Below are 21,379 nucleotides of genomic sequence, written 5' to 3' on the forward strand. Positions count from 1 at the left end.
AGGTGATCATCGAGACGCCGTAGCGCCTCGATGGTCCGTAAGCGGCATGAAACCAGGGGCTCAGGTTACCAGTTGGTGGCAATCGTACACCACCAGCACGCCGGCGATGAGCGTGACATAGGGCAACCAACCTGCTCGTGTGAGCGCGGCATCGGCCTGAACGTACAGGTCGCTGAGCATCGCAAGTTTAGGAAGTTGAAGAAGATGCAGCTGACGTTCGATGCAGCGAAATTGAGACGTAGTCGGCATCAGCAACAGATTGAAGGACAAGTCGGTCCACATCGCCGCCGTGGGGGCACCGTGTTCATTGGTGCGGCCCAGGGCGTCGACGTATTGAATAAGAGGGGCAGCAACGTTGCGGGGTTAGAACAAGTCGCGAGTGTAAGTAATGTATACCCGGTTTTCATCGATATCGCGTTGATTGGGTACGGTGCTGCGTAGCGTTGCATTGCGCAGTGACACACTCAAACCTTTAAGCACCGGAGCCTGGAATGCGTAGTTGAAATGAATATTGCGTTCCCATTCATGCTGATCGCCCCTATCGGTTTTAACGTTATCTCCCCGTTGATAGGTCACCAGCGTAGTAAGCCCGGGGATACCGACGCTCGCGAAATTGAAACCGTATTGTGCGACCCAAGTGTCTTCGCCGGCACGCTGGAAGCGGGCCCCGGTTTGTCTGTCTGTGATCAGATAGGTCGCCGAACCGTCACCCTGATTGACGAACGGAAAGTCACTGGAGCCGCTCAGCGTCTGGTAGCCAAGGCCGACAGAGTGAGGTCCCACCGAGTAGGTGAACATGCCTGCCAGGGCGCGGTTATCGACTTCGCCATCGTTGTGATACCCGCTACTGCGGTATCCCTCCTGCCGACCTGCCTGGCTACGGTTGCGGCCATCCGGGCGGCTGTCGAAGAAACGGAGGTCGCTCTTCAAATTCCCGACCGGCAAAGCGAGGTTATGGACCATTCCCAGGAAATGTTGTTGGTAAAAGTCTTCGAGGCCGCCGTAGTAGTACTGAAGCAATAAGTTCGGATTGAGTTTGTAATCAATACCTGCGAAGTAGAACTTGTTACTACGTTTACCCGCTGCGCCACCTGCGCCTGAAATGGCCAGGTTCTCGTTGTTGGAGGATGTGCGGCTTTTGACCTTTTCGATTTTGCCGCCCGTGAGGGTAATATTGTCAAAATCTTGCGAAGTAATCTGCATCCCTTCAAAGGTTTCCGGTAACAAGCGACCGTCGTTGATGACCAGGATTGGCATTTTTGGTCGCAGCGTACCGAGTTTGGCCTCGGTCTTTGCAACGCGCACTTTGGCAGTCAGGCCGAGGCTGCTGAAGTTACTCACTGCGCGGCCATCGCCGTCGGTGGGGAAGACAAATCCGGCCTGGTTTGTACTCGTGGGGTTGTAGTGCGTACCTTTTCCGGAGTCGAGGCGTATGCCCAGCATACCCAAGGCATCCAGACCCAAACCAATCGGTCCCTGGGTAAAGCCGGATGAGTAATTGAGTATAAAACCCTGGCCCCATTCCTCTTGTTTCGAGGGGGCTGCCGTGCCATTGCGATAATCCTGGTTGAAGTAGTAATTGCGTAATTCAAGTGTGGCTTTCGAGTCTTCGACGAACCCGGCAGCTGACGCGGTGCAGGCCAGTCCGCAGGACAGGATCAATAGTGTCAGCCAGTTCAATGGGTGCCGATAGGCCGAACTTGCAACGGCGTGCGTAGTAGTGGTTTTCATGTTCTTTGCGCCATGTCTTTATTTTTATTGGGACGTACGGGTGAATTACAGGCAAAGCACTTATTCTGCGTTCAGGCAGGCAGAAGGGTGTGTCGATCCGCTCATATAGAAGATTTAAAATCAACGAGTGAACTCATCTGATTAACGTGGCTGCTTGGTTGATACCTCCCGTGTTTATATTTATTCGTTGTATCGAAATTAAGCCCGGCACTGGAGGGGCAGTATCCAGTTCCTGCAGATCTGTATCCCTTTTCCACACACTTTCTATGCGTTCGAATGGGGCAGGGAAGCAAAGGTGTATAAGGGCACCGTTGCCGCGATACACAGGAGGGATCTGCCGTTGGGCGGTTTGTACTATCGGGTATTGCAATGGCGCTTGACGCCTTCGGACGGGAGGCGGAACTTCATGACTGACGGTGTCGTGGGCAGTGCCGTGCCGCGGCAGCACTGGGGCACCGAGCCGATGATTAGAGTACCGAGAGATGGAACAGCTACTTTCAAATCAACAAAGCGCCGTGTTCAACCTGGCTGACCCTTATGCGGTTTCAGGTTATGTGAACGAACACCTGGGCACCCATAGCATTCATCTTTCGCGATCACAGGCGTTGGTATCGAGTCTTCTGCACCGCAAGTTTGCCAACCTTGATCTATGCCGTATCAGCTATGGCTCTGATGTGCGGATTACCTCACCCGCACTGGAAACCTTTTATCACTTGCAGGTCCTGTTACGGGGTCATTGTCTGTGGCGCAACCACCACCAGGAGCACTACTTGAGTGCAGGGCAGTTACTGATCATCAATCCTGATGATCGGGTCGATCTGACGAGTTCGGCCGATTGCGAAAAATTCATCCTGAAGATCCCGTCGACGGTCATGGAGTCGATTTGTCGAGATCAGCGCTGGCTGACACCCGGTCAAGGCCTGCGATTTGTTGAATCATGCTACCGGATGAGTGAGCTCGAGGGTTTTTTCGAACTGTTGCGCATAGTCTGTGCAGAGGCCGAGGCGCCGGAGCAGATGCCGCGGATTCAAGCGTCTTACATGCAGATTGTCGCGACAAAGCTGCTCATGCTGATGCGCACGAATTTGACTCGCCCGGAACTGAATTCATCCATCGCTACGTTTGACCAGATAGCCGACTACATCAGGCAAAACCTCAAGGAAGATATTTGCAGTGAAGAACTGGCCCGGCAGGCTCACATGAGTCCTCGATCACTCTATGGTCTGTTTGAGCGCACGGTGGGGCTGACACCCAATCGTTATATCCGGCAGAAAAAGCTGGAGCGGGTACATGCCTGCCTCAGCGATGCGACATGCGGGTACCGCAACGTCACCGAGCTTGCGATGGATTACGGCTTTCTGCACTTGGGGCGATTTTCCGAGATTTACCGCAAACAGTTTGGCGAGCTACCGACTGACACCCTCAAGCGTCGCCAGTAAGCCTGCCGCCCGGCATTGGTTGAACGTCGCTCCCTTCTCAAAACACCCAACTGTCAAAAACGGATAAAGGACTGCGATCAGCGGATATAGGCTGAATGCACCCCGTCCTACGATGGTGTTGCCTGAAAAAAATGGCGTGACTGTCAGGTCCCCTACAACAACAAAAAGAGTTGAGTGCCATGCGAAAAATCGACATCAATGAGGTCATTGATAAGGCGAAATTCAACGCCTTTCATTGGCGAGTGCTGTTCTGGTGTGCGTTGATCATCGTCTTCGACGGCTACGACCTTGTGATCTACGGCGTTGTACTCCCGGCGTTGATGACAGACTGGGGACTGACCCCGCTGCAAGCCGGCGCGCTGGGTAGCTACGCGCTATTCGGAGCCATGTTGGGCGCCATTGTTTTCGGCTCGCTTTCCGATCGGGTCGGGCGCAAATGGATCATTGCCATTTGTGTGATGTTGTTCAGTGGGTTCACGCTGCTTAATGGTTTCGCGCGTGACACCACTGAGTTCGGTCTATGTCGTTTTCTGGCCGGGTTGGGCATCGGTGGCGTCATGCCCAATGTCGTCGCACTGATGAGTGAATATGCCCCGAAGAAAATCCGCGGGACGCTGGTGGCGATCATGTTCAGCGGGTACTCCGTGGGCGGAATTCTTTCCTCCGGGTTAGGCATTGTTTTATTGCCGAATTTTGGCTGGCAGTCGGTGTTCTACGTGGCGGCCATCCCTTTGATCCTGTTACCGCTGATTTTGCGCTATCTGCCGGAATCGGTTGGTTTCATGATCCGGCAAGGCCACGAAGCGAAAGCCAAAGAGGTCTTGCATCGAGTCGAACCCACCTTTGAATCATTGCCGGGCGATGAATTTGTCATGCCTGTCCTGAAGGCTCCCGGCGCGCCAGTTATGCAGTTATTTCGTGAAGGTCGGGGTCTTGGCACGATGATGTTGTGCCTGGTGTTTTTCTGCTGCCTGCTGATGATTTATGCACTTAATTCCTGGTTGCCGAAACTGATGATCACCGCCGGTTATGGCCTTGGGTCGAGTCTCAGCTTTTTGTTGCTGATGAATGTCGGCGCCATTTTCGGTGCCGTCGGTGGCGGCTGGATGGGTGACCGCCTGGGCTTGCGCAGGGTTCTGATCGTATTTTTTCTGCTGGCCGCCGCATCAATCAGCCTCCTGGGCTTTAAGAGCCCGACTGCAATGTTGCATACGCTGATTTTCATTGCCGGTGCCACCACGATTGGTACTCAAATCCTGGCTTACTCCTGCGTCGCGGAATTTTTTCCGATGGGTATTCGCACCACAGGCTTGGGCTGGATTTCCGGTATCGGCCGCAGTGGAGCCATCAGTGGTCCGCTTCTCGGTGGCGTCCTGGTCAATATCCAGCTGCCGCTGCATTTGAACTTCATCGTATTTGCCATACCGGGCTGTGTGGCCGCGCTCGCCATGTGTTTCGTGCGCCCCCGCAAAGTCACACTCAAGGCGCAAGGTTCGACTCAAGCGGTCTGACGCCGACAAGCGCTGCACGTTGATTACATCGCTGTTAACCACTGACACCCCAACGCCACTCACAGACGTTTATGCAATGTCGGGAGAAGTGTTGCCGGTGGGTGACCAGGGTTCTCAGCCAACGCTTCGATCAGACCACCTCAATGGAGTGCCAGTTGATGAAAAAACCGATGAAAGATGAGGCTGTAACGTGCGCCGCCGACCTTGCGGATCAAATCTGGCGGTGGGATGCCGCGGACATGGCTGCACATATCCGTCGAGGGACAATCTCCAGCCGAGAGGCGGTTGAAAGCTGCCTTGAACGTATCGACGCGGTTAATCCTCATCTGAATGCCATCGTCTTTGCCGATCGACAACGGGCGCTGCTGGATGCTGATGTGGCCGACAGGCAAGTTCGCAATCAGCAAATCCTGGGGCCGTTACACGGTGTGCCAGTGACCATCAAGTTGAATGTCGACGTTGAAGGTGAAGCCACCACCAATGGCGTGCCTGCTTTCGCAGAACGAATCGCGCCGAGTGACAGTACCGTTGTCAGCAATTTGCGAAAAGCCGGCGCGATTAACGTGGGCCGCACTAACACGCCGCCGTTCTCGTTTCGCTGGTTTACTGAAAACCCGTTGCACGGGCGCACGCTCAACCCTTGGGATGAAGCGGTAACCTCTGGGGGATCGAGTGGCGGGGCAGGGGTTTCGGTCGCCGCAGGCATGTGTCCGTTGGCGCAGGGTACTGACATTGCCGGCTCCATTCGCTACCCGGCCTATGTCAATGGTCTCGCCGGATTGCGTGCCACACCGGGGCGTATTCCGGCATTCCATCCCACCACCGGTATGCGCTATTTGGGATTGCAAACCATGTCTGCTCAAGGTCCGCTCGCTCGGCGTATTCGCGATGTGCGCCTCGGACTGGTTGCGATGTCCGGCGTTGATCGTCGTGACCCCCTGTGGGTGCCAGCGCAAATGGATTACCCGGATGATTCGACGGCAGTGCGCGTTGCCTTGGTCGATGAAATTCCAGGCAGTTCTTTAGCGCCGGCGATCAAAGCTGCGTTAAACAAGGTGGCCCATATCCTGGAAGCGTCAGGTTATGCAGTCGAACGAGCCACGCCTCCTGGAATGACTGAGGGCGTAGAACTCTGGCAATCGATTGTGATGACGGAAGCGCGTATGGGGATGTTTGCCGGTGTGAAGGCGATAGGTGATGACGTCATCCAGCGCTCTGTTGAAAACATGATGGCGGGCGCCCCTCAGATTGATCTTGAGGGCTATGCGCTAGCCATCGCACGTCGGGATCAACTGCGTCGGCAGTGGAATGAGTTCATGACCCGCTATCCACTTATTCTCATGCCAACCTCTTGCCGATTGCCAATGAAGTGGGGGGACGATCTGGGTTCGACAGAGGACATGATGCGTGTGTTAGTGGACCAGAGCCCGCTTATTACTGTTGCAGCACTCTGTTTGCCTGGTCTGAATGTTCCAACTGGTGTAGTCGATGGTCTCCCGATGGGCGTTCAACTCGTCGCTGACAGCTTTCGCGAACAACGTCTATTGGCTGCGGGAAGCGTCATTGAGCGAGAGGTCAATATGCCCAATCTGCACAGTGCCTTTTGATCGAGCGATGTCTGGATCTCCAAATCGAGTGCTTATTCGCCTTATTTGAAAAACGTCCCATTACCGCTCGCTCACCTTGGGCGGTCTGGCGAGACCCTGGTGTTGCATCGTTCGGGTCTCGCCTTTTTTAGAATGACTCTTTCTCGCCGGCACCCGTGTTCATAGGGGGATCACAGGCCGGCATACACCAGTTTGACGAAGTGATCCGGCTTGATCACGAAGTTGCCCCATTTCTCATCAAAGGCAGCAGAAGGTTTTGCGGCGATCACTTCGTCCAGCGATTTACCCTGCTGTTTAAGCTGCCGCACGTTGTCGCGTACACCCGCCAACATATCGCGGAACGCTATGAGTTGTGCCCGCGTTCCCACCGGACCATGACCGGGAATCACGACAGTGTGATCGGTGGTGCGCTCAATGGCTTTGCTGGCCCAGCTAATCGCGGCATCGATACTGCCGCCGTCCTGATTGTCGATAAACGGATAACCTGCATTCCAGAACGTGTCGCCCATCGCCAGGACATCGGCTTTTTCAAAGTAGATTTCCAGGTCTCCGTCAGAGTGGCCGGGACCGAAGTGTTCGACTTTGATGTTGCTTCCCGCGAAGGTAAAGGTCTTTTCGTCCTGGACCAGAACAGTCGGTCGCGCGCCTGCCGGTACAGGCTGGAATGTCCAGTTCCAATCATCGACGTGAGTGGTTTGCGACAGGTGTTTCAACGTATTGACTTGAGCCACGATGGTCGCGCCAGCTTCGTGCATCCAGGCGTTTCCGTCAGTGTGGTCCCAGTGCCAGTGGGTGTTGACCACATACTTAACCGGCGCCGGACTGATCTTCATCAACGCCGCTTTTACTTTGTCCCGGGATTTACTGATGCCCGCATCGACCAGAAACTTGCCTTCTTTACCCGACAACACAACGATGTTGCCGCCAGAACCCTCAAGCACACTGATGTTGTCTCGAAGCGTGTGGGTAATGATCTCGTTGTCTGCACGCTGCAAATAATGACTTCCCGCGCCGGTATGGAAATAGTCATCTTGAACGGGTTGTTCTTCGGCAGCGAACGTCATGCTCGCGCCAAACAGTGAGGCGGTGGCGATCGCCGCTCTCAGTAAAAAGTCGGCAGATAGCGTGGCTGAGTGTTTGCCAAGGTGAGTGCGTTTTTTAACGGGGTTCATTTTCGTGCTCGTTGACTAAGTGGGCATGCGGAGACTGACGGCTTTAACGGTGTTCCCAATGCGAACATAAAATGATGCTGCACAGATTTGTGCGCTTGAAGTCCGGGTCCTTGAAGGCGAGGAAGTCGTCGTTGAAGGTCCCGAATGTGCTGGCCGGCCTGTGCTTCATCCCGTGATAAAACTCGTCGATCATCTTGTGGGCGAAATCGGGTTCGCGGGGATAGGCAGCGATCACCGCTCCACGTTGTTCGTCAGTGAACTGCTCGAAGCCACGTCCCGCTACGTCCATTCCCGCTCCGGCCTGCAGCAGGGCAATTTCTGACTCCATGTGCTCTGGAATGCCCGGCGTCGTATGCAGCGCGATGGCGTTCCAGACTTTTTCCAGATCCCTCCCGCAAAGGCCATGGCTGCGCAGAAAGTCACGCGCGGCATTCGCGCCATCCACTTCAAAGCGAAGTTGGCTGTGTTGGTACTTCGACGTCAGGCCGATGTCATGGAACATCGATGCGGCGTAAAGCAGTTCCGGGTCAAAGGGCAGACCCTTGCTTTGACCGATCAGGGCGCCCCAAAAGTAGACGCGTGTGGAGTGGGAAAACAGCAATGCACTTTCGGTGTCGCGAATCAGCTGGGTCAGCTCGCGCGCCAGGGTGCTGTCGGGAATTCGCACATCGAAAATATCGTTCAGTGCCATGATGTTCTATGTTTCCAGGTAGGCAGACTTCTTCAGACCTCGATACCCTACGACGCCGGATTTTGGTTGATGAAGTGCAATTTTCATCAAATGAAAATGCATGCCGTGCACTGTGAGAGCGCTATGTTTCAGTGATCGACTACGAATCCAGATCCGTCACACGCTGTACCGCATTTGTCAGCATTTTGCGCAGCCATTGGTGCCCCGGATCATGCGTCTGGCGCTCATGCCAGACCATCTGCACGGTGCTTGGCGGCGCCTGCCAAGGCAACTCCGAAGGGGAGGCAGAGCCTGATTGGCGGAACAGCTTCGCCAGCGTGGCGGGCACGATCGCGACGGTCGATGTACCTGTCAGCAGGCTCGGCACCGCCAGGAAATGCGGTTGGATAATCTTGAATTCGGGGTATTTGCCGATCGAGTGGAACGCCGCCGTCAGCGCCTTGCGGTCGAACATTTCGGTGCGCCGCGTCAAGCCGCGTTCTGACAGCAGGCCATCCTCCGAGCCACCCGTCGACACCACCAGCAACGGCAGGTCTGACAGTTCCTCCAGGCCAATCTCGCTGCCCGCCAGCGGATGATCCGTGGCGACCACCATCATGTCTCGATCCTCGAACAACACCTGCTCGCGCAGTCGATGAGGGACGCTGGCGAAAGAACCCAGCGCGATGTCCACGCGACCCACATCGATCTGCGCGGTCAGGTCAATCCTGCTCGCCGGCAACACCGTGATACTTGCATGGGGAGCGATGTCGGATATCGCTCGCAAAAAATTCGGCAGGATCACCGCGGTCATATGGTCGGTCGCGGCAATACAGAACTGGCGCTCAGTAAGGCTTGGCTCGAATTCTCTAGGCCCGACCGCACGCTCGATGTTTACCAGTGCGTTGCGCACCAGAGGCGCCATTTCCAGTGCCCGAACCGTCGGCGCCATCCCGGCAGCCGTGCGCACAAACAGCTCATCCTTGAGCAACACCCGCAGCCGGCCAAGTGCATGACTGACCGCTGACGAACTGAGACTGATCGCCTCGCCCGCACGGAGCACATTGCGCTCGCGGATGATGGCGTCAAACACCCGGAGCAAATTCAAGTCCAGATTTTTCATTTCAAATCACCAGCACACTCAAGTTGAAAGCGGTGGGACCGGCCGCTTCTTCAGGCGGTAGGCCAACGCAGGTCGTGTCATTCCCAGTAGACGCGCGGCCTCTGAAACATTTTGCCCGGCCCGCTCCATGGCACCCTGCAGGAGTTGCTCCTCCAGGGTTTCCAGGCTCACCCCGAGATCGAGCAGCCGGCCCACCCATTCGTCCGTTGGCTGCAACTGCTGGCTGACCAAATGACCTTCACTCGACAAACCAATGCTGTAGGCCTCGTCGGACAGGTGCGGGAACAGTGCCTCTACTGAAATGCTCTGGTTGCTATCGGTGATAATCACGCCACGCTCGATAAGATTTTCCAGTTCGCGAATATTACCTGGCCAGTCGTAGCGCAAGCAGGCCTCGATGGCACGATCCGAAAGCCCGAGGGTTTTTTTCTGATAGCTCGAATGGAGCTTTTCGAGGAAGTGCTCAATCAACAGCGGAATGTCTTCGCGACGATCACGCAGCGCGGGAACCCGGACGGGATAGACGTTCAACCGGTAGTAAAGGTCGGCACGAAAACGTCCTTCTTTCACCGCCTGGCCGAGGTCCTCGTGAGTTGCACCGATGACACGTACATCGACATGGCGGGTCTGGCTATCGCCGACTCGCTCAAGCTCACCCTCCTGCAAAACGCGCAGCAAACTGGCTTGGGCCCGAGGTGTCAGTTCGATGATTTCATCCAGAAACAAAGTGCCGCCATGGGCCCGTTCGAAACGGCCCATGCGCGATTGTTGAGCGCCGGTGTAGGCGCCTTTTTCGACGCCAAACAGCTCGGCTTCAATCAGGTCCGGGGTAATGGCTGCGCAGTTAAGGGCAATGAACGGGCCGCCAGCGCGTTCGCTTCGCAGATGCAGGCTGCGAGCGATGACTTCCTTGCCGACGCCGGTTTCACCCAGCAGCAACACCGAGGCTTTGCCAGGGGCCACCTTGTCGATCAGCTCGCAGGTCTTGCGGTATATCGCCGAACGACCAATGCCGTAAAACTGCCCCGCACGCAACTGGAGGCGCTCGTTCATGTTCTCGACTTGAAGCTGCAGGGTGTGCAATTCGTCGATGATTGAATCACTTTGGAAGTAGCGCATGAACGTCTCGGCATCTTCCCATTCCTCGGCTGGCTTGCCGATGATCCGACACATCTTGTCTCCGCACCCGCGGCAACTGACTTCCTTGTAAATGATCTGTCGGCCGATGAAGAACGATGAGTAGCTGATGGCGTATCCGAGCAGCATCCAGCAAACCGGCTGATCGGAATGCAGTTGTTCACTCTGGTGGTTTTCCACTTCAAAAGAGTCAATCCATTCAATGTCGGCGTAAAAGATGCCAGCCTCGATATCGATGTCCATCTTCACCGGACGCACGTTGACCATGCCCTTGAGTGAGTGCAACTGAGGTCCTGTCAGGAACATATCTAGGTCGCTGCCATTGGGTCGCAGCTTTCGCGCCAGCTCCGCATCTTTCAGCCCGGACTGATAGCCCAGACGAAGGAAAAACCCCTTTGCCCGTTCTTCGCCGATCATCTCAAGCAATTCCCGGCGAAACGATGCCATTGCCGAAACCTGCATCAGCAACATGCGTTGCTCATCAAGCCAAATCTTTCCTTCGCTACCGAGGAAATGAATTCGATCGGTCAGATCCTTGAGCAGCGCGGAATGCTCAGAGGCTCGGTATTTCATGGTCATGCAAATACACCCCTATGTCTTTTTGTTTGTGGGGATGACTGGGTTCCTGACGCCTTGGCTGGGGCGTGATCGAGGCACCGTGTCAGAACGTTCGCGATGGCTCGGTTCCGCTGAAAGTTCCTATATAGAACGTCCCGAATTTCACCTGAAAGTCAAATGGATATTCAACGATGCACAGCCGGATTTGACGGGCAACCTCATGCCTGATGCGTCGGGTATCGGGCTGTTCATTTCCCGATTGGTCATTTGCTCGAATGACCGGATTGGGGTTGATCAAATGATCAATTCATCGAGCTGATATCGCTCCCCAACGGCCTCGCTGAGTGCTCAAGTTGGCGCTAGAGGCTCATATAACAAATTGTTTTTAAAGGTTTTATTGAATCATTTGGATTTCATGCGCTGCGCTGGCACTCATGTTGCTCTGTACCCCTGCATAACAACAAAGGAGTCACCCGAGCATGAGCCCATCTGGCAGCACCTTTGATCAAATGCCGCGATACGTCCGTGTCCGCAGTGAGCCGGGCGATGCTTTTGTCGAATTTGATTTCGCCATCGGTTATCCCGAGCTGTATGTCGAGCTGGTGTTGCCGCATCCAGCATTCAAGCAGTTCTGCGAAGCCCACCACGTCCAGCACATGAACGCTCAAATGTCCCACGCCCTCGACGCCGATGCGCAGAAGTGGCGCTACGGCGAAACCCGTGGCGCCGAAGCCGACCACGACCCCCAACAATAATTACAGGAGTCCACGCCATGAGTGTCGAGATCAAGACGACCACCGTCGAGACGATCCGCAATACGTTCAGCCACACGCGTCGCCGGTTTGGCGACAAGGTTGCCAGCCGCTATCAGGAAGCCAGCTTCGACTTGGAGTCCGCGACCAATTTCCATTACCGGCCGCTGTGGCAGCCGGACAAACTGCTCAACGACGCCTCCCGCACGGCCGTGGTCATGGCCGACTGGTACGCCGTCAGCGACCCGCGTCAGTACTACTACGGTGCGTACGTTCAGGCCCGGGCCAAGATGCAGGAAAACGCCGAGCACGATTACGCATTCTGTGAGAAGCGCGACATGCTCGCCGGTCTGTCCGCCCGGAATGTCCAGCTGATCAGCCAGCTGTTGTTGCCCCTTCGGCACGCCGAAATGGGCGCCAACATGAACAACAGCAACATTGCCGCGGACGGCTTTGGCACCAGCGTCACGCAGATGCACATGTTCCAGGCGATGGATCGCCTGGGTATCGCTCAGTACCTGTCGCGGATCGGCCTGATGCTTGATGACGGCGACGTATTGTTGCTGGCCCAGGCCAAGCAACAGTGGCTGAACGACCCGGCATGGCAAGGCCTGCGCCGCTATGTCGAAGACACGCTGGTGGTGCGCGACTGGTTTGAATTGACCGTGGCGCAAAACCTGGTCAGCGACGGCCTGGTTTACCCGCTGCTGTTCCACAAACTCGACGAGCAACTGTCGGCCAACGGCGCCGGCCAGGTCGGCATGCTGACCGAGTTCATGCGCCTGTGGTTCGCCGAAAGCCAGCGCTGGGTCGATGCGCTGCTCAAGACCGTGATCAACGAAAGTCCCGCCAACAAGGCGCTGGTCCAGGGCTGGATCGATCATTGGCGTGGCCGCTCCGTTGAGGCGTTGTCTCCACTGGCAGGCCTGGGCCTCGATGATTGCGCGCTGGACGCAGTGTGTGCCGAATTCAGCGCACGCCTGAAAAAAATCGGTCTGACAGGAGCCCGCGCATGACTTCCCTCGTTTACATGAACCTGCAGGACACCGACTACGCGCGCTCGATCGTCGACGCAATCGTCCAGGACAACCCGCATGCCGAGATCCAGCACCAGCCATCGATGATCCGCATCGAGGCCAAGGGGCGGCTGGACATTCGTCGCGAGACCGTCGAACAACTCACCGGCAGTCACTGGGACATCCAGGAAATGCTGATGTACGTGATCACCCTCGGCGGCAACGTCGTGGAAGAGGACGACAGCTTCTCCCTGTACTGGAACAGTTGATCGCCAGTCAGGGTTTGATCCATAACAAGAATTCGGGAGCGCCATCATGGCCGTGAAAAAACGCCTTAATGCCAAAGAAAAATACCGCTGCATGACCCGCGATCTGGACTGGGAACCGAGTTACCAGACCCACGAGGACATCTACCCGCACGAACGCTTTGAAGGCATCAAGATCACTGATTGGGACAAGTGGGAAGACCCGTTCCGCCTAACCATGGACACCTACTGGAAGTACCAGGCCGAGAAAGAGAAAAAGCTTTACGCGATCTTCGATGCGTTCTCGCAAAACAATGGTCACACCACACTGTCGGACGCCCGTTATGTCAACGCGTTGAAGTTGTTTCTGTCGGGGGTTACGCCTCTGGAATACCAGGCCTACCAGGGTTTCGCACGAGTCGGTCGGCAGTTCAGCGGCGCCGGTGCACGCATTGCCTGCCAGATGCAGGCGATCGACGAACTGCGTCACGTGCAGACTCAGATTCACGCCATGAGTCACTACAACAAGCACTTCAATGGCCTGCATGATTTCGCCCACATGCACGACCGTGTGTGGTTCCTCTCGGTGCCCAAATCGTTCTTCGAAGATGCCCGCACGGCCGGCCCTTTCGAGTTCCTCACGGCGATCTCGTTTTCGTTCGAGTACGTGCTCACCAACTTGCTGTTCGTGCCGTTCATGTCCGGCGCTGCATTCAACGGCGACATGGCCACGGTGACCTTCGGTTTCTCCGCGCAGTCCGACGAAGCCCGACACATGACTTTGGGCCTTGAGGTGATCAAGTTCCTGCTGGAGCAGCACGAAGACAACGTGCCGATCATCCAGCGCTGGATCGACAAATGGTTCTGGCGCGGCTACCGCTTGCTGACGCTGGTCGGGATGATGATGGACTACATGTTGCCCAACAAGGTCATGTCCTGGTCCGAAGCCTGGGGCGTGTATTTCGAAGAGGCGGGTGGCGCGCTGTTCAAGGACCTGGAGCGCTACGGTATCCGTCCGCCCAAGCATGTCGAAGAGGCGAACATCGCCAAAGATCACGTCAGCCATCAGGCCTGGTCAATCTTCTACCAGTACAGCCAGGCGACCAACTTTCACACCTGGATGCCGACCGACGAAGAACTGGACTGGCTTTCGGAAAAGTATCCGGACACCTTCGACAAAATCTATCGGCCACGGTTTGAACACTGGCGTGCGCTGCAAGAGAAGGGCGAACGATTTTACAACCCGACCCTGCCGATGTTGTGCCAGATCTGCCAGATCCCGCTGTCGTTCGGTGAGCCGGATGAGCAAACCACCCTCAGCCATCGCAGTGCCGAACACGAGGGCGAGCGCTATCACTTCTGCTCCCAGGGTTGCTGCGACATTTTCGAGTACGAGCCGACCAAATACATCCAGGCCTGGCTGCCGGTGCACCAGATTCTGCAAGGCAACTGCGGCGGCAGCGATGTCGAGTCGGTGGTGCGCGACTACTACAACATCAACCCTGGCCAGGACAACTTCGAATACCTGGGTTCCAGCGAGCATCGACGCTGGCAGGACTGGCACCCGAACGATCGCAACAGCGCTCCGGCAACGCCTGTTGACCCGGACCTGCTAAAGGCCGGTTGATCAACCGAAATCATTGTGGGAGCGGGCTTGCCCGCGAAGAGGCCAGGACATTCACCGCTTTCAGTGACTGACACGCCGCCTTCGCCAGCCAGCCGTTTCCCCTGACAACAATAAGGAAACCATCATGCCCGTGACCTCCATTGGTGCCTATGAGGCCCAACCGCTGGACCGCCAGGAAAACTTCCATGGCCTGCAACTGGTGTACCTGTGCTGGGAAAAGCACCTGATGTTTTGCGCGCCGTTTACCTTCCCGCTGCCCCCGGCGATGCCGTTCTCTGACTTCATCGAGCAGGTGGTCAAACCCTCGATTTCCCAGCACCCGGATGCACAGCAGGTCGATTTCAGCCAGGTGCTTTGGCGCCTGAACGATCAACCCTTCACGCCGGACAACACGGCCAGCCTGATCGATAACGGCATCGACCACAAAAGCCTGTTGCACCTCAATACACCTGGCTTGAACGGCATTGCCGGCACCTTCAACTAAGAACTGAGGACACGGTGATGAGCTACCAAGTAACCATCGAACCCACGGGCGAACAAATTGAAGTGGAGGAAGGCCAGACCATTCTCCAGGCGGCATTGCGCCAGGGCGTATGGCTGCCATTTGCGTGCGGCCATGGCACCTGCGCCACGTGCAAGGTCCAGGTGCTGGAAGGTGAGGCGGACCTGGGCGCGGCATCGTCTTTTGCGCTGATGGACATCGAACGCGACGAAGGCAAGCTGCTGGCATGCTGTGCTATTCCGCAGAGCGACATGGTGATCGAGGCGGATATCGACGCCGATCCGGATTTCCTTGGGCATCCGGTCGAGGATTACCGCGCGGTGGTCAGTGCGCTGGTGGATCTGTCGCCGACCATCAAGGGCGTTCACCTCAAGCTCGATCGGCCGATGGCGTTCCAGGCCGGTCAGTACATCAACCTGCAATTGCCCGGGGTTGAAGGCACACGGGCGTTTTCGCTGGCCAATCCGCCGAGCCGCGCCGATGAAGTTGAGTTGCACGTGCGTCGGGTCGAAGGTGGACTGGCCACCGGCCGGATTCACGATGGCTTGAAGGTCGGTGACGCGGTGGAATTGTCCGGTCCGTATGGGCAGTTTTTCGTCCGCACCTCGCAAAGCGGCGACCTGATTTTCATCGCTGGAGGCTCGGGGCTATCGAGCCCGCAATCGATGATCCTCGACCTGCTGGAGGTGGGTGATACGCGGCAGATCGTGCTGTTCCAGGGGGCACGCAACCGGGCTGAACTCTACAACCACGAACTGTTCGAAGCGCTGTCTCGTGATCATGCCAACTTCACTTACGTGCCCGCGCTCAGCCAAGCGGCGGAGGACGCCGAGTGGAAGGGCTTCAAAGGCTATGTGCATGACGCCGCGAAACAACATTTCGACGGTCGCTTCAGCAGCCGCAAAGCTTATTTGTGTGGCCCGCCGGTGATGATCGATTCAGCCATCAGTTGCCTGATGCAAGGGCGGCTGTTTGAACGCGACATCTTCATGGAGCGCTTCTACAGCGCCGCCGATGGCGCCACCCCAAGCACCCGCTCAGCGCTGTTCAAACGCATCTGAGTTCCCCCGCAATAAAACGCAGGACGCTGCTGGCCTCCCGACGGCCAGCGGGGTCCGGCTGACTATAAAAACAACAAAAGGTCATCAACCGATGAAAACAGTAGTGCGAACCAAGCGTGCGAGTCAGCTGTGCCGTGCCGGATTGAGCCTGCTGGCGGCTGCCAGTGCCGGGGTCCATGCCACCGAAGGCGGTGGCTCTTCCTACCCGATGGGGGCGGAAAACTACATGTCCGGCGCCATGTCACCCCCAGGGTTGTATTCGCAATTCTATGTCGGTCACTACGAAGCCGACGCCTTGCGCGGCAATCAGGGTGAAAAAGTGCCCGTCGATTTCAGGGTGCGGGCAAACTCCGTTGCGCCGCGTTTGATCTGGGTCACCGAGCAGCAGGTGCTGGGTGCAAGTCTGGCCTTCCACGCCATTGTGCCGTTGGTTGACCTCAAGGTTGAGCTCAATGGCCAGTCGCAGCGTAAACAGGGATTGGGCGACATCATCTTCGGCCCGGCGCTCGGCTTTCATCATAGTGAAAAGCTGCACAGCATTTTCGCCCTGGACTTTATTGCGCCGTCGGGTGAGTACGACCGCGGCGACCTGGCCAATATCGGGCGCAATTACTGGGTGGTTGAACCGGTGGTGGCGGTGTCCTACGTCGACCCGAACGGGCTCAACGTCGATGCGAAAATCATGTATGACTTCAACCAGCGCAATGACGCTACCGACTACCGTTCTGGTCAGGAACTGCATGTGGATTACGCCGTAGGTTGGGGCTTGGGTAATGGATGGGTGGTCGGCGTGGGCGGTTACATGCTTCACCAGACCACGGACGACCGGCAAGACGGTGAACGCGTCGAAGACAATAAGGGGCGAGCGATAGCCATCGGCCCGTCGGTCAAATATACGAGCGATAAAGGCTGGTTCCTGACTGCCAAGTGGGAGCAGGAGACCCAGGTTCGTAACCGTGCAGAAGGTAATGCCTATTGGATGAAGTTGACGATCCCTTTTTGATCGGTCTTGTGAGGATGTTCGACGGTGCATGATCGACATCCTCGTTTTTACCAGAGCTTTCAATCGGGGACGCAGCAACGAAAAATTCGCGTGCGTGCTCATCCCCCCGTCATTTTTGCAAGATCAGGATGGCCAGCGTCGTCACTCAGGTTATCCATGTTGGCAAAGCGCTCGACGAGAAAATCGATCAGGCTGCGTACTCTTGCCGACAGGTGCAGCTGCTGCGGATAAACCGCATAGATATCAGCTCGCATTGTGTGGTCTTCCAATACGAGCCGCAGGCGACCGCTGCGTATATAGCGGGCGAGATCCCACTCGGAACGCTGCAGAATCCCGTAGCCGTCCAAGGCCCAGTTCATGGCGATTTCACCGTCATTACAGCTCAGCGCGCCATGCACTTTGATGTTCTGGGTGCGCTCGCCGCTGGTAAAGCTCCAGACGCCGTAAGTCGCTTCATTCTGGCGCAGGAAAATGCAGCTATGGTGTTGCAGGTCGGCGAGGCGCGTGGGGATGCCATGCTTTTCCAGATACAGGGGCGATGCGCACAGCAGCCGGCGGTTGGAGGCTATCTTGCGTGCATGGAAAGCCGCATCGGGGAGGGCGCCGATCCGAATGGCCAGATCGAAACCATGGGCAGCAAGATCCAAAGGATGGTCGCTGATTTCAAGCTGGACCTTGACCTCCGGATAACGGGTATGAAAAGCCGCCAGGGCGGGGCCTATGTAGCGTCGGCCAAACCCCAGGGTCGCGTTGACCCGTATCAGGCCCTTGGGGGTGGCACGGCAGCTGCTGACCATCTGCTCCACCTCGTCGATCTGGGTGAGGATGCGCTCGGCATGGCTGAAATACATCTCGCCTTCATCTGTCAGGCTCATCGAACGGGTGGTGCGGTTGACCAAGCGAATGCCCAGTCGTGCTTCAAGCGCACTCAAGCGCTTGCTCACCGCCGGTGGCGTTACCCCCAGCTCCCGAGCGGTTGCAGCCAGGCTGCCTTTCTCGGCCAGGAGATGAAAAAAAGCGAGATCAAGGGTCTGGCTCATTAGTAACTCATAGTTAAGTAAGTAGTAATTCGAAGTAACTCTCAGCGTGGTGTTCACTATATATACTTCGTTCACGCCTTACTGAACAGCCTGGTCAGTAGGTGCAGCGAAATAATCCGCGTGACTCGGGACGGTCCAAAGCCGGTGCCTCGGGAACTTCTGACAACAATAAAAATTCAGGGCTTTGTAATGAAGAGAATGCTTGGAAAACTGTATATACAAGTTCTGCTCGCCGTGATTATCGGCGCCATCGTCGGGGTACTTGTTCCTGAAACAGGCACGGCGCTCAAGCCGTTAGGCGACGCCTTCATCAAACTTATCAAGATGCTATTGGCCCCGGTCATCTTCCTGACGGTCGTCACCGGGATTGCGGGCATGGAGAACATGAAAGACCTGGGACGGGTCGGCTTGCGCGGCTTGATCTATTTCGAGGTGGTTTCCACCTTGGCACTGGTTGTCGGCCTGGTGGTGGTCAATGTGCTCAAACCCGGCGCCGGCATGAATGTCGACCCCGCCTCGCTGGACACGTCAAGCCTGAGCGCCTACACCACGGCGGCGAAGCACACATCGGTCATGGATTTTGTGATGAACATTATTCCCGACACGATCGTCGATGCTTTCGCCAAGGGGAATGTGCTGCAGATTCTGTTGTTCTCGGTGTTGCTGGGGGTCGCCCTGGCGCATGCCGGGCCACGTGGGAAACTGTTCGTGGACGTGCTCGAAAGCCTGACGCATGGCATGTTCCGGATCGTCAGCATGGTGATGCGCCTGGCGCCCATTGGAGCCTTTGGTGCGATCGCCTTCACCATCGGGAAATACGGATTTGGCTCGCTGTTTTCGCTGGGCAAGCTTGTGGCCTGCGTGTACCTCACGTGCGCGGTCTTCGTGATCTTCGTGTTGGGCCCGATCTGCCGTTACAGCGGCTTCAGCCTCTGGAAGTTCCTGAAATACATAAAGGAAGAACTGTTTACCGTGCTGGGCACCTGTTCATCGGAATCGGTACTCCCGCAAATGATCTCGAAAATGGAAAAAGCGGGCGTATCAAAACCGGTGGCAGGGCTGATCATTCCCGCCGGTTTAACCTTTAATCCCGATGGACAAGCCATCTACTACACCATTGCAGCGATATTCATCGCTCAGGCGACAAACATTCCGCTGACATTGTCTGACCAGTTGATCGTGCTGGCGGTGCTGATGTTTACCTCCAAGGGCTCCGCCGGTGTGGCGGGCGCCGGTTTCATTATCCTGACGGCCACCCTGGCGTCGCTCAACACGATTCCGGTGGCTGGCATGGTGTTGCTGTTGGGTGTGGACCGCTTCATGTCCGAGGCGCGGGGGATTACAAACACGATTGGCAACGGTGTGGGCACGATGGCCATCGCCAAGTGGGTCGGCGCGCTGGATGCCTGCAAGATGAACAAGGCACTCAATGGCGAGGCACCGGAAGAAGTCAGTGGCGACGCACCGCCCCAGGCCACGAAATTGTCGACTGCCAACAGGGGCGCATTGAACGATTTAACAAACCGGGCTTCGTAGAACTTAACAATTACTGCGTGCGCGCAGAGAGAATTTATTAAGTCCCTCTTTAAGTAGTTCAGTTGTTTTTAAACCTGATGGGCAGTTTGATCAGAAGTGTTGTGCGTCTGATCAACTTCCGCGCCGTACTGTGGCCTTAGAGAAACTCATTAATCGGAAGTTTGGTTATTCAGTAGCCAGCGGTTTTTGGCATCTATAAAAAAGCAAATGAGGATAGTTTGATGGTTGGCAAAACGCTTTACGACAAACTCTGGGATTCGCATGTGGTGAAGCAGCGCGATGATGGGTCGGCGCTGATTTACATCGATCGTCACATCATTCACGAAGTGACGTCGCCGCAAGCCTTCGAAGGCCTGCGTCTGGCCGGGCGCAAACCCAGGCGCGTCGATACCAACATCGCCACGCCCGACCACAACGTGCCGACCACGCCGGACCGCAAGGGCGGTATCGAGTCCATCACCGACCAGGTCTCGCGCCTGCAAGTCCAGACGCTGGACGACAACTGCGACGAATATGGCATCACCGAATTCAAAATGAACGACGTGCGCCACGGCATCGTCCACGTGATCGGCCCGGAACAGGGCGCGACGTTGCCGGGCATGACCGTGGTCTGCGGCGACTCGCACACCGCCACCCACGGCGCGTTCGGTGCGCTGGCGCACGGTATCGGCACCTCCGAGGTCGAGCACGTGCTCGCCACCCAGTGCCTAGTCGCCAAGAAAATGAAAAACATGCGGGTAGCGGTCGAAGGCCAATTGCCGTTCGGGGTGACCGCCAAGGACATCATTCTGGCCATCATCGGCAAGATCGGCACCGCCGGCGGTAACGGCCACGCCATCGAGTTCGCCGGCAGCGCCATTCGCGACTTGTCCGTCGAAGGCCGCATGACCATCTGCAACATGGCTATCGAGGCCGGGGCTCGCGTCGGTCTGGTGGCACCTGACGAAAAAACCGTGGCCTACGTGAAAGGCCGTCCATTCGCCCCGAAAGGCGCGGAATGGGACATGGCAGTCGACGCCTGGAAAGACCTGGTGTCCGACGCTGATGCTGTGTTCGACACCGTGGTCGAGCTCGACGCCACTCGGATCAAGCCACAGGTCAGCTGGGGCACATCACCCGAGATGGTCCTGGCGGTCGATCAGAACGTGCCGGACCCGGCGCAGGAAATGGATCTGATCAAACGCGGTTCCATCGAACGCGCCCTCAAATACATGGGGTTGACGGCGAGTCAGGCGATTACCGACATTCAGCTGGACCGCGTGTTCATCGGCTCCTGCACCAACTCGCGGATCGAAGACCTGCGTGCAGCCGCCGTGATTGCCAAGGGCCGTAAAGTAGCGTCGACCATCAAGCAGGCCATCGTGGTGCCGGGCTCGGGCCTAGTGAAGGCACAAGCCGAAGCCGAAGGCCTGGACAAGATTTTCCTCGAAGCCGGTTTCGAATGGCGCGAGCCCGGTTGCTCGATGTGCCTGGGAATGAACCCGGACCGTTTGGCGTCGGGCGAGCATTGCGCCTCGACCTCCAACCGTAACTTTGAAGGGCGGCAGGGCGCCGGTGGCCGTACGCACCTGGTGAGCCCGGCCATGGCGGCGGCCGCTGCCGTCAACGGTCGTTTCATCGACGTTCGCGAACTGATTTGAGGAACCCTG

The 21,379-nt window shown here is 56.7% G+C and carries 20 protein-coding genes; 13 read left to right on the forward strand and 7 right to left on the reverse strand.

Features of this window, described 5'->3' with window-relative positions; genetic code table 11:
- Nucleotides 1-60 precede the first annotated feature (60 nt).
- Together ACIPL2_RS26105 and ACIPL2_RS26110 are read right to left on the reverse strand one after the other, a co-directional pair.
- The gene (locus tag ACIPL2_RS26105; RefSeq protein WP_401361197.1) at nt 61-270 is read right to left on the reverse strand and encodes a hypothetical protein; all 210 of its coding nucleotides are present in this window, start codon (nt 268-270) and stop codon (nt 61-63) included.
- Nucleotides 271-363: 93 nt separating this feature from the next.
- Nucleotides 364-1,731, reverse strand: a complete 1,368-nt coding sequence (locus ACIPL2_RS26110; protein WP_401361199.1) for an OprD family porin — start codon at nt 1,729-1,731, stop codon at nt 364-366.
- 482 nt (nt 1,732-2,213) lie between these two features.
- Here ACIPL2_RS26110 and ACIPL2_RS26115 point away from each other — a divergent pair, with 482 nt between their 5' ends.
- From ACIPL2_RS26115 to ACIPL2_RS26125, 3 genes are all read left to right on the forward strand, one after another.
- Nucleotides 2,214-3,170, forward strand: a complete 957-nt coding sequence (locus ACIPL2_RS26115) for an AraC family transcriptional regulator (protein ID WP_401361201.1) — start codon at nt 2,214-2,216, stop codon at nt 3,168-3,170.
- A 179-nt stretch (nt 3,171-3,349) separates the two neighbouring features.
- Nucleotides 3,350-4,681 carry an MFS transporter gene (locus ACIPL2_RS26120; protein WP_401361203.1) on the forward strand — a complete coding sequence of 444 codons (1,332 nt, stop codon included), beginning with the start codon at nt 3,350-3,352 and terminating at the stop codon, nt 4,679-4,681.
- A 158-nt stretch (nt 4,682-4,839) separates the two neighbouring features.
- Nucleotides 4,840-6,288, forward strand: a complete 1,449-nt coding sequence (locus ACIPL2_RS26125) for an amidase (RefSeq protein ID WP_401361205.1) — start codon at nt 4,840-4,842, stop codon at nt 6,286-6,288.
- A 170-nt stretch (nt 6,289-6,458) separates the two neighbouring features.
- Here ACIPL2_RS26125 and ACIPL2_RS26130 read toward each other — a convergent pair whose 3' ends face one another.
- The 4 genes from ACIPL2_RS26130 to ACIPL2_RS26145 all read right to left on the reverse strand — a co-directional run bounded on the left by ACIPL2_RS26130 (nt 6,459) and on the right by ACIPL2_RS26145 (nt 10,969).
- Entirely contained in the window at nt 6,459-7,460 is a 1,002-nt protein-coding gene (locus ACIPL2_RS26130; RefSeq protein WP_401361207.1) for an MBL fold metallo-hydrolase, read from the reverse strand.
- Nucleotides 7,461-7,503: 43 nt separating this feature from the next.
- Entirely contained in the window at nt 7,504-8,151 is a 648-nt protein-coding gene (locus tag ACIPL2_RS26135) for an HD domain-containing protein (RefSeq protein ID WP_401361209.1), read from the reverse strand.
- Nucleotides 8,152-8,290: 139 nt separating this feature from the next.
- Nucleotides 8,291-9,253, reverse strand: a complete 963-nt coding sequence (locus ACIPL2_RS26140; RefSeq protein WP_401361211.1) for a LysR family transcriptional regulator — start codon at nt 9,251-9,253, stop codon at nt 8,291-8,293.
- 18 nt (nt 9,254-9,271) lie between these two features.
- Entirely contained in the window at nt 9,272-10,969 is a 1,698-nt protein-coding gene (locus ACIPL2_RS26145; RefSeq protein WP_401361213.1) for a sigma 54-interacting transcriptional regulator, read from the reverse strand.
- Between ACIPL2_RS26145 and ACIPL2_RS26150 the strand changes: the two genes are divergently transcribed.
- From ACIPL2_RS26150 to ACIPL2_RS26185, 8 genes are all read left to right on the forward strand, one after another.
- Nucleotides 10,962-11,267 carry a hypothetical protein gene (locus ACIPL2_RS26150; RefSeq protein ID WP_401361215.1) on the forward strand — a complete coding sequence of 102 codons (306 nt, stop codon included), beginning with the start codon at nt 10,962-10,964 and terminating at the stop codon, nt 11,265-11,267. The genes ACIPL2_RS26145 and ACIPL2_RS26150 overlap by 8 nt on opposite strands.
- A gap of 160 nt (nt 11,268-11,427) precedes the next feature.
- Nucleotides 11,428-11,703: a phenol hydroxylase subunit gene (locus ACIPL2_RS26155; protein WP_401361217.1), complete on the forward strand. Its 276-nt coding sequence runs from the start codon at nt 11,428-11,430 to the stop codon at nt 11,701-11,703.
- A gap of 17 nt (nt 11,704-11,720) precedes the next feature.
- Nucleotides 11,721-12,716: an aromatic/alkene monooxygenase hydroxylase subunit beta gene (locus tag ACIPL2_RS26160; protein WP_401361219.1), complete on the forward strand. Its 996-nt coding sequence runs from the start codon at nt 11,721-11,723 to the stop codon at nt 12,714-12,716.
- Nucleotides 12,713-12,985: an MmoB/DmpM family protein gene (locus tag ACIPL2_RS26165; protein ID WP_401361221.1), complete on the forward strand. Its 273-nt coding sequence runs from the start codon at nt 12,713-12,715 to the stop codon at nt 12,983-12,985. Before ACIPL2_RS26160 ends, ACIPL2_RS26165 begins: the two co-directional genes overlap by 4 nt.
- A 46-nt stretch (nt 12,986-13,031) precedes the next feature.
- Nucleotides 13,032-14,588 carry an aromatic/alkene/methane monooxygenase hydroxylase/oxygenase subunit alpha gene (locus ACIPL2_RS26170; protein ID WP_401361223.1) on the forward strand — a complete coding sequence of 519 codons (1,557 nt, stop codon included), beginning with the start codon at nt 13,032-13,034 and terminating at the stop codon, nt 14,586-14,588.
- 124 nt (nt 14,589-14,712) lie between these two features.
- Nucleotides 14,713-15,072 carry a phenol hydroxylase subunit P4 gene (locus tag ACIPL2_RS26175; RefSeq protein WP_401361225.1) on the forward strand — a complete coding sequence of 120 codons (360 nt, stop codon included), beginning with the start codon at nt 14,713-14,715 and terminating at the stop codon, nt 15,070-15,072.
- A gap of 17 nt (nt 15,073-15,089) precedes the next feature.
- Nucleotides 15,090-16,151 (forward strand): NADH:ubiquinone reductase (Na(+)-transporting) subunit F, encoded by a 1,062-nt coding sequence (locus ACIPL2_RS26180; protein ID WP_401361227.1) that lies wholly within the window; start codon nt 15,090-15,092, stop codon nt 16,149-16,151.
- A 91-nt stretch (nt 16,152-16,242) separates the two neighbouring features.
- Nucleotides 16,243-17,154, forward strand: coding sequence for a transporter (locus ACIPL2_RS26185; RefSeq protein WP_401361229.1), 912 nt, complete (start codon nt 16,243-16,245; stop codon nt 17,152-17,154).
- Between the two features lie 98 nt (nt 17,155-17,252).
- Here ACIPL2_RS26185 and ACIPL2_RS26190 read toward each other — a convergent pair whose 3' ends face one another.
- Nucleotides 17,253-18,194 carry a LysR family transcriptional regulator gene (locus tag ACIPL2_RS26190; protein WP_401361231.1) on the reverse strand — a complete coding sequence of 314 codons (942 nt, stop codon included), beginning with the start codon at nt 18,192-18,194 and terminating at the stop codon, nt 17,253-17,255.
- Nucleotides 18,195-18,383: 189 nt separating this feature from the next.
- On the opposite strand from ACIPL2_RS26190, the gene ACIPL2_RS26195 reads away from it, so the two are divergent.
- Together ACIPL2_RS26195 and leuC are read left to right on the forward strand one after the other, a co-directional pair.
- Nucleotides 18,384-19,730, forward strand: a complete 1,347-nt coding sequence (locus ACIPL2_RS26195; protein WP_401361232.1) for a dicarboxylate/amino acid:cation symporter — start codon at nt 18,384-18,386, stop codon at nt 19,728-19,730.
- A 221-nt stretch (nt 19,731-19,951) separates the two neighbouring features.
- Complete coding sequence (leuC, locus tag ACIPL2_RS26200; RefSeq protein ID WP_401361234.1) at nt 19,952-21,370, forward strand: 3-isopropylmalate dehydratase large subunit; 1,419 nt, start codon at nt 19,952-19,954, stop codon at nt 21,368-21,370.
- Nucleotides 21,371-21,379 lie beyond the last annotated feature (9 nt).

This window comes from Pseudomonas sp. NPDC086251 (assembly GCF_044746405.1).
In the GTDB taxonomy this organism is placed as follows: Bacteria; Pseudomonadota; Gammaproteobacteria; order Pseudomonadales; family Pseudomonadaceae; genus Aquipseudomonas.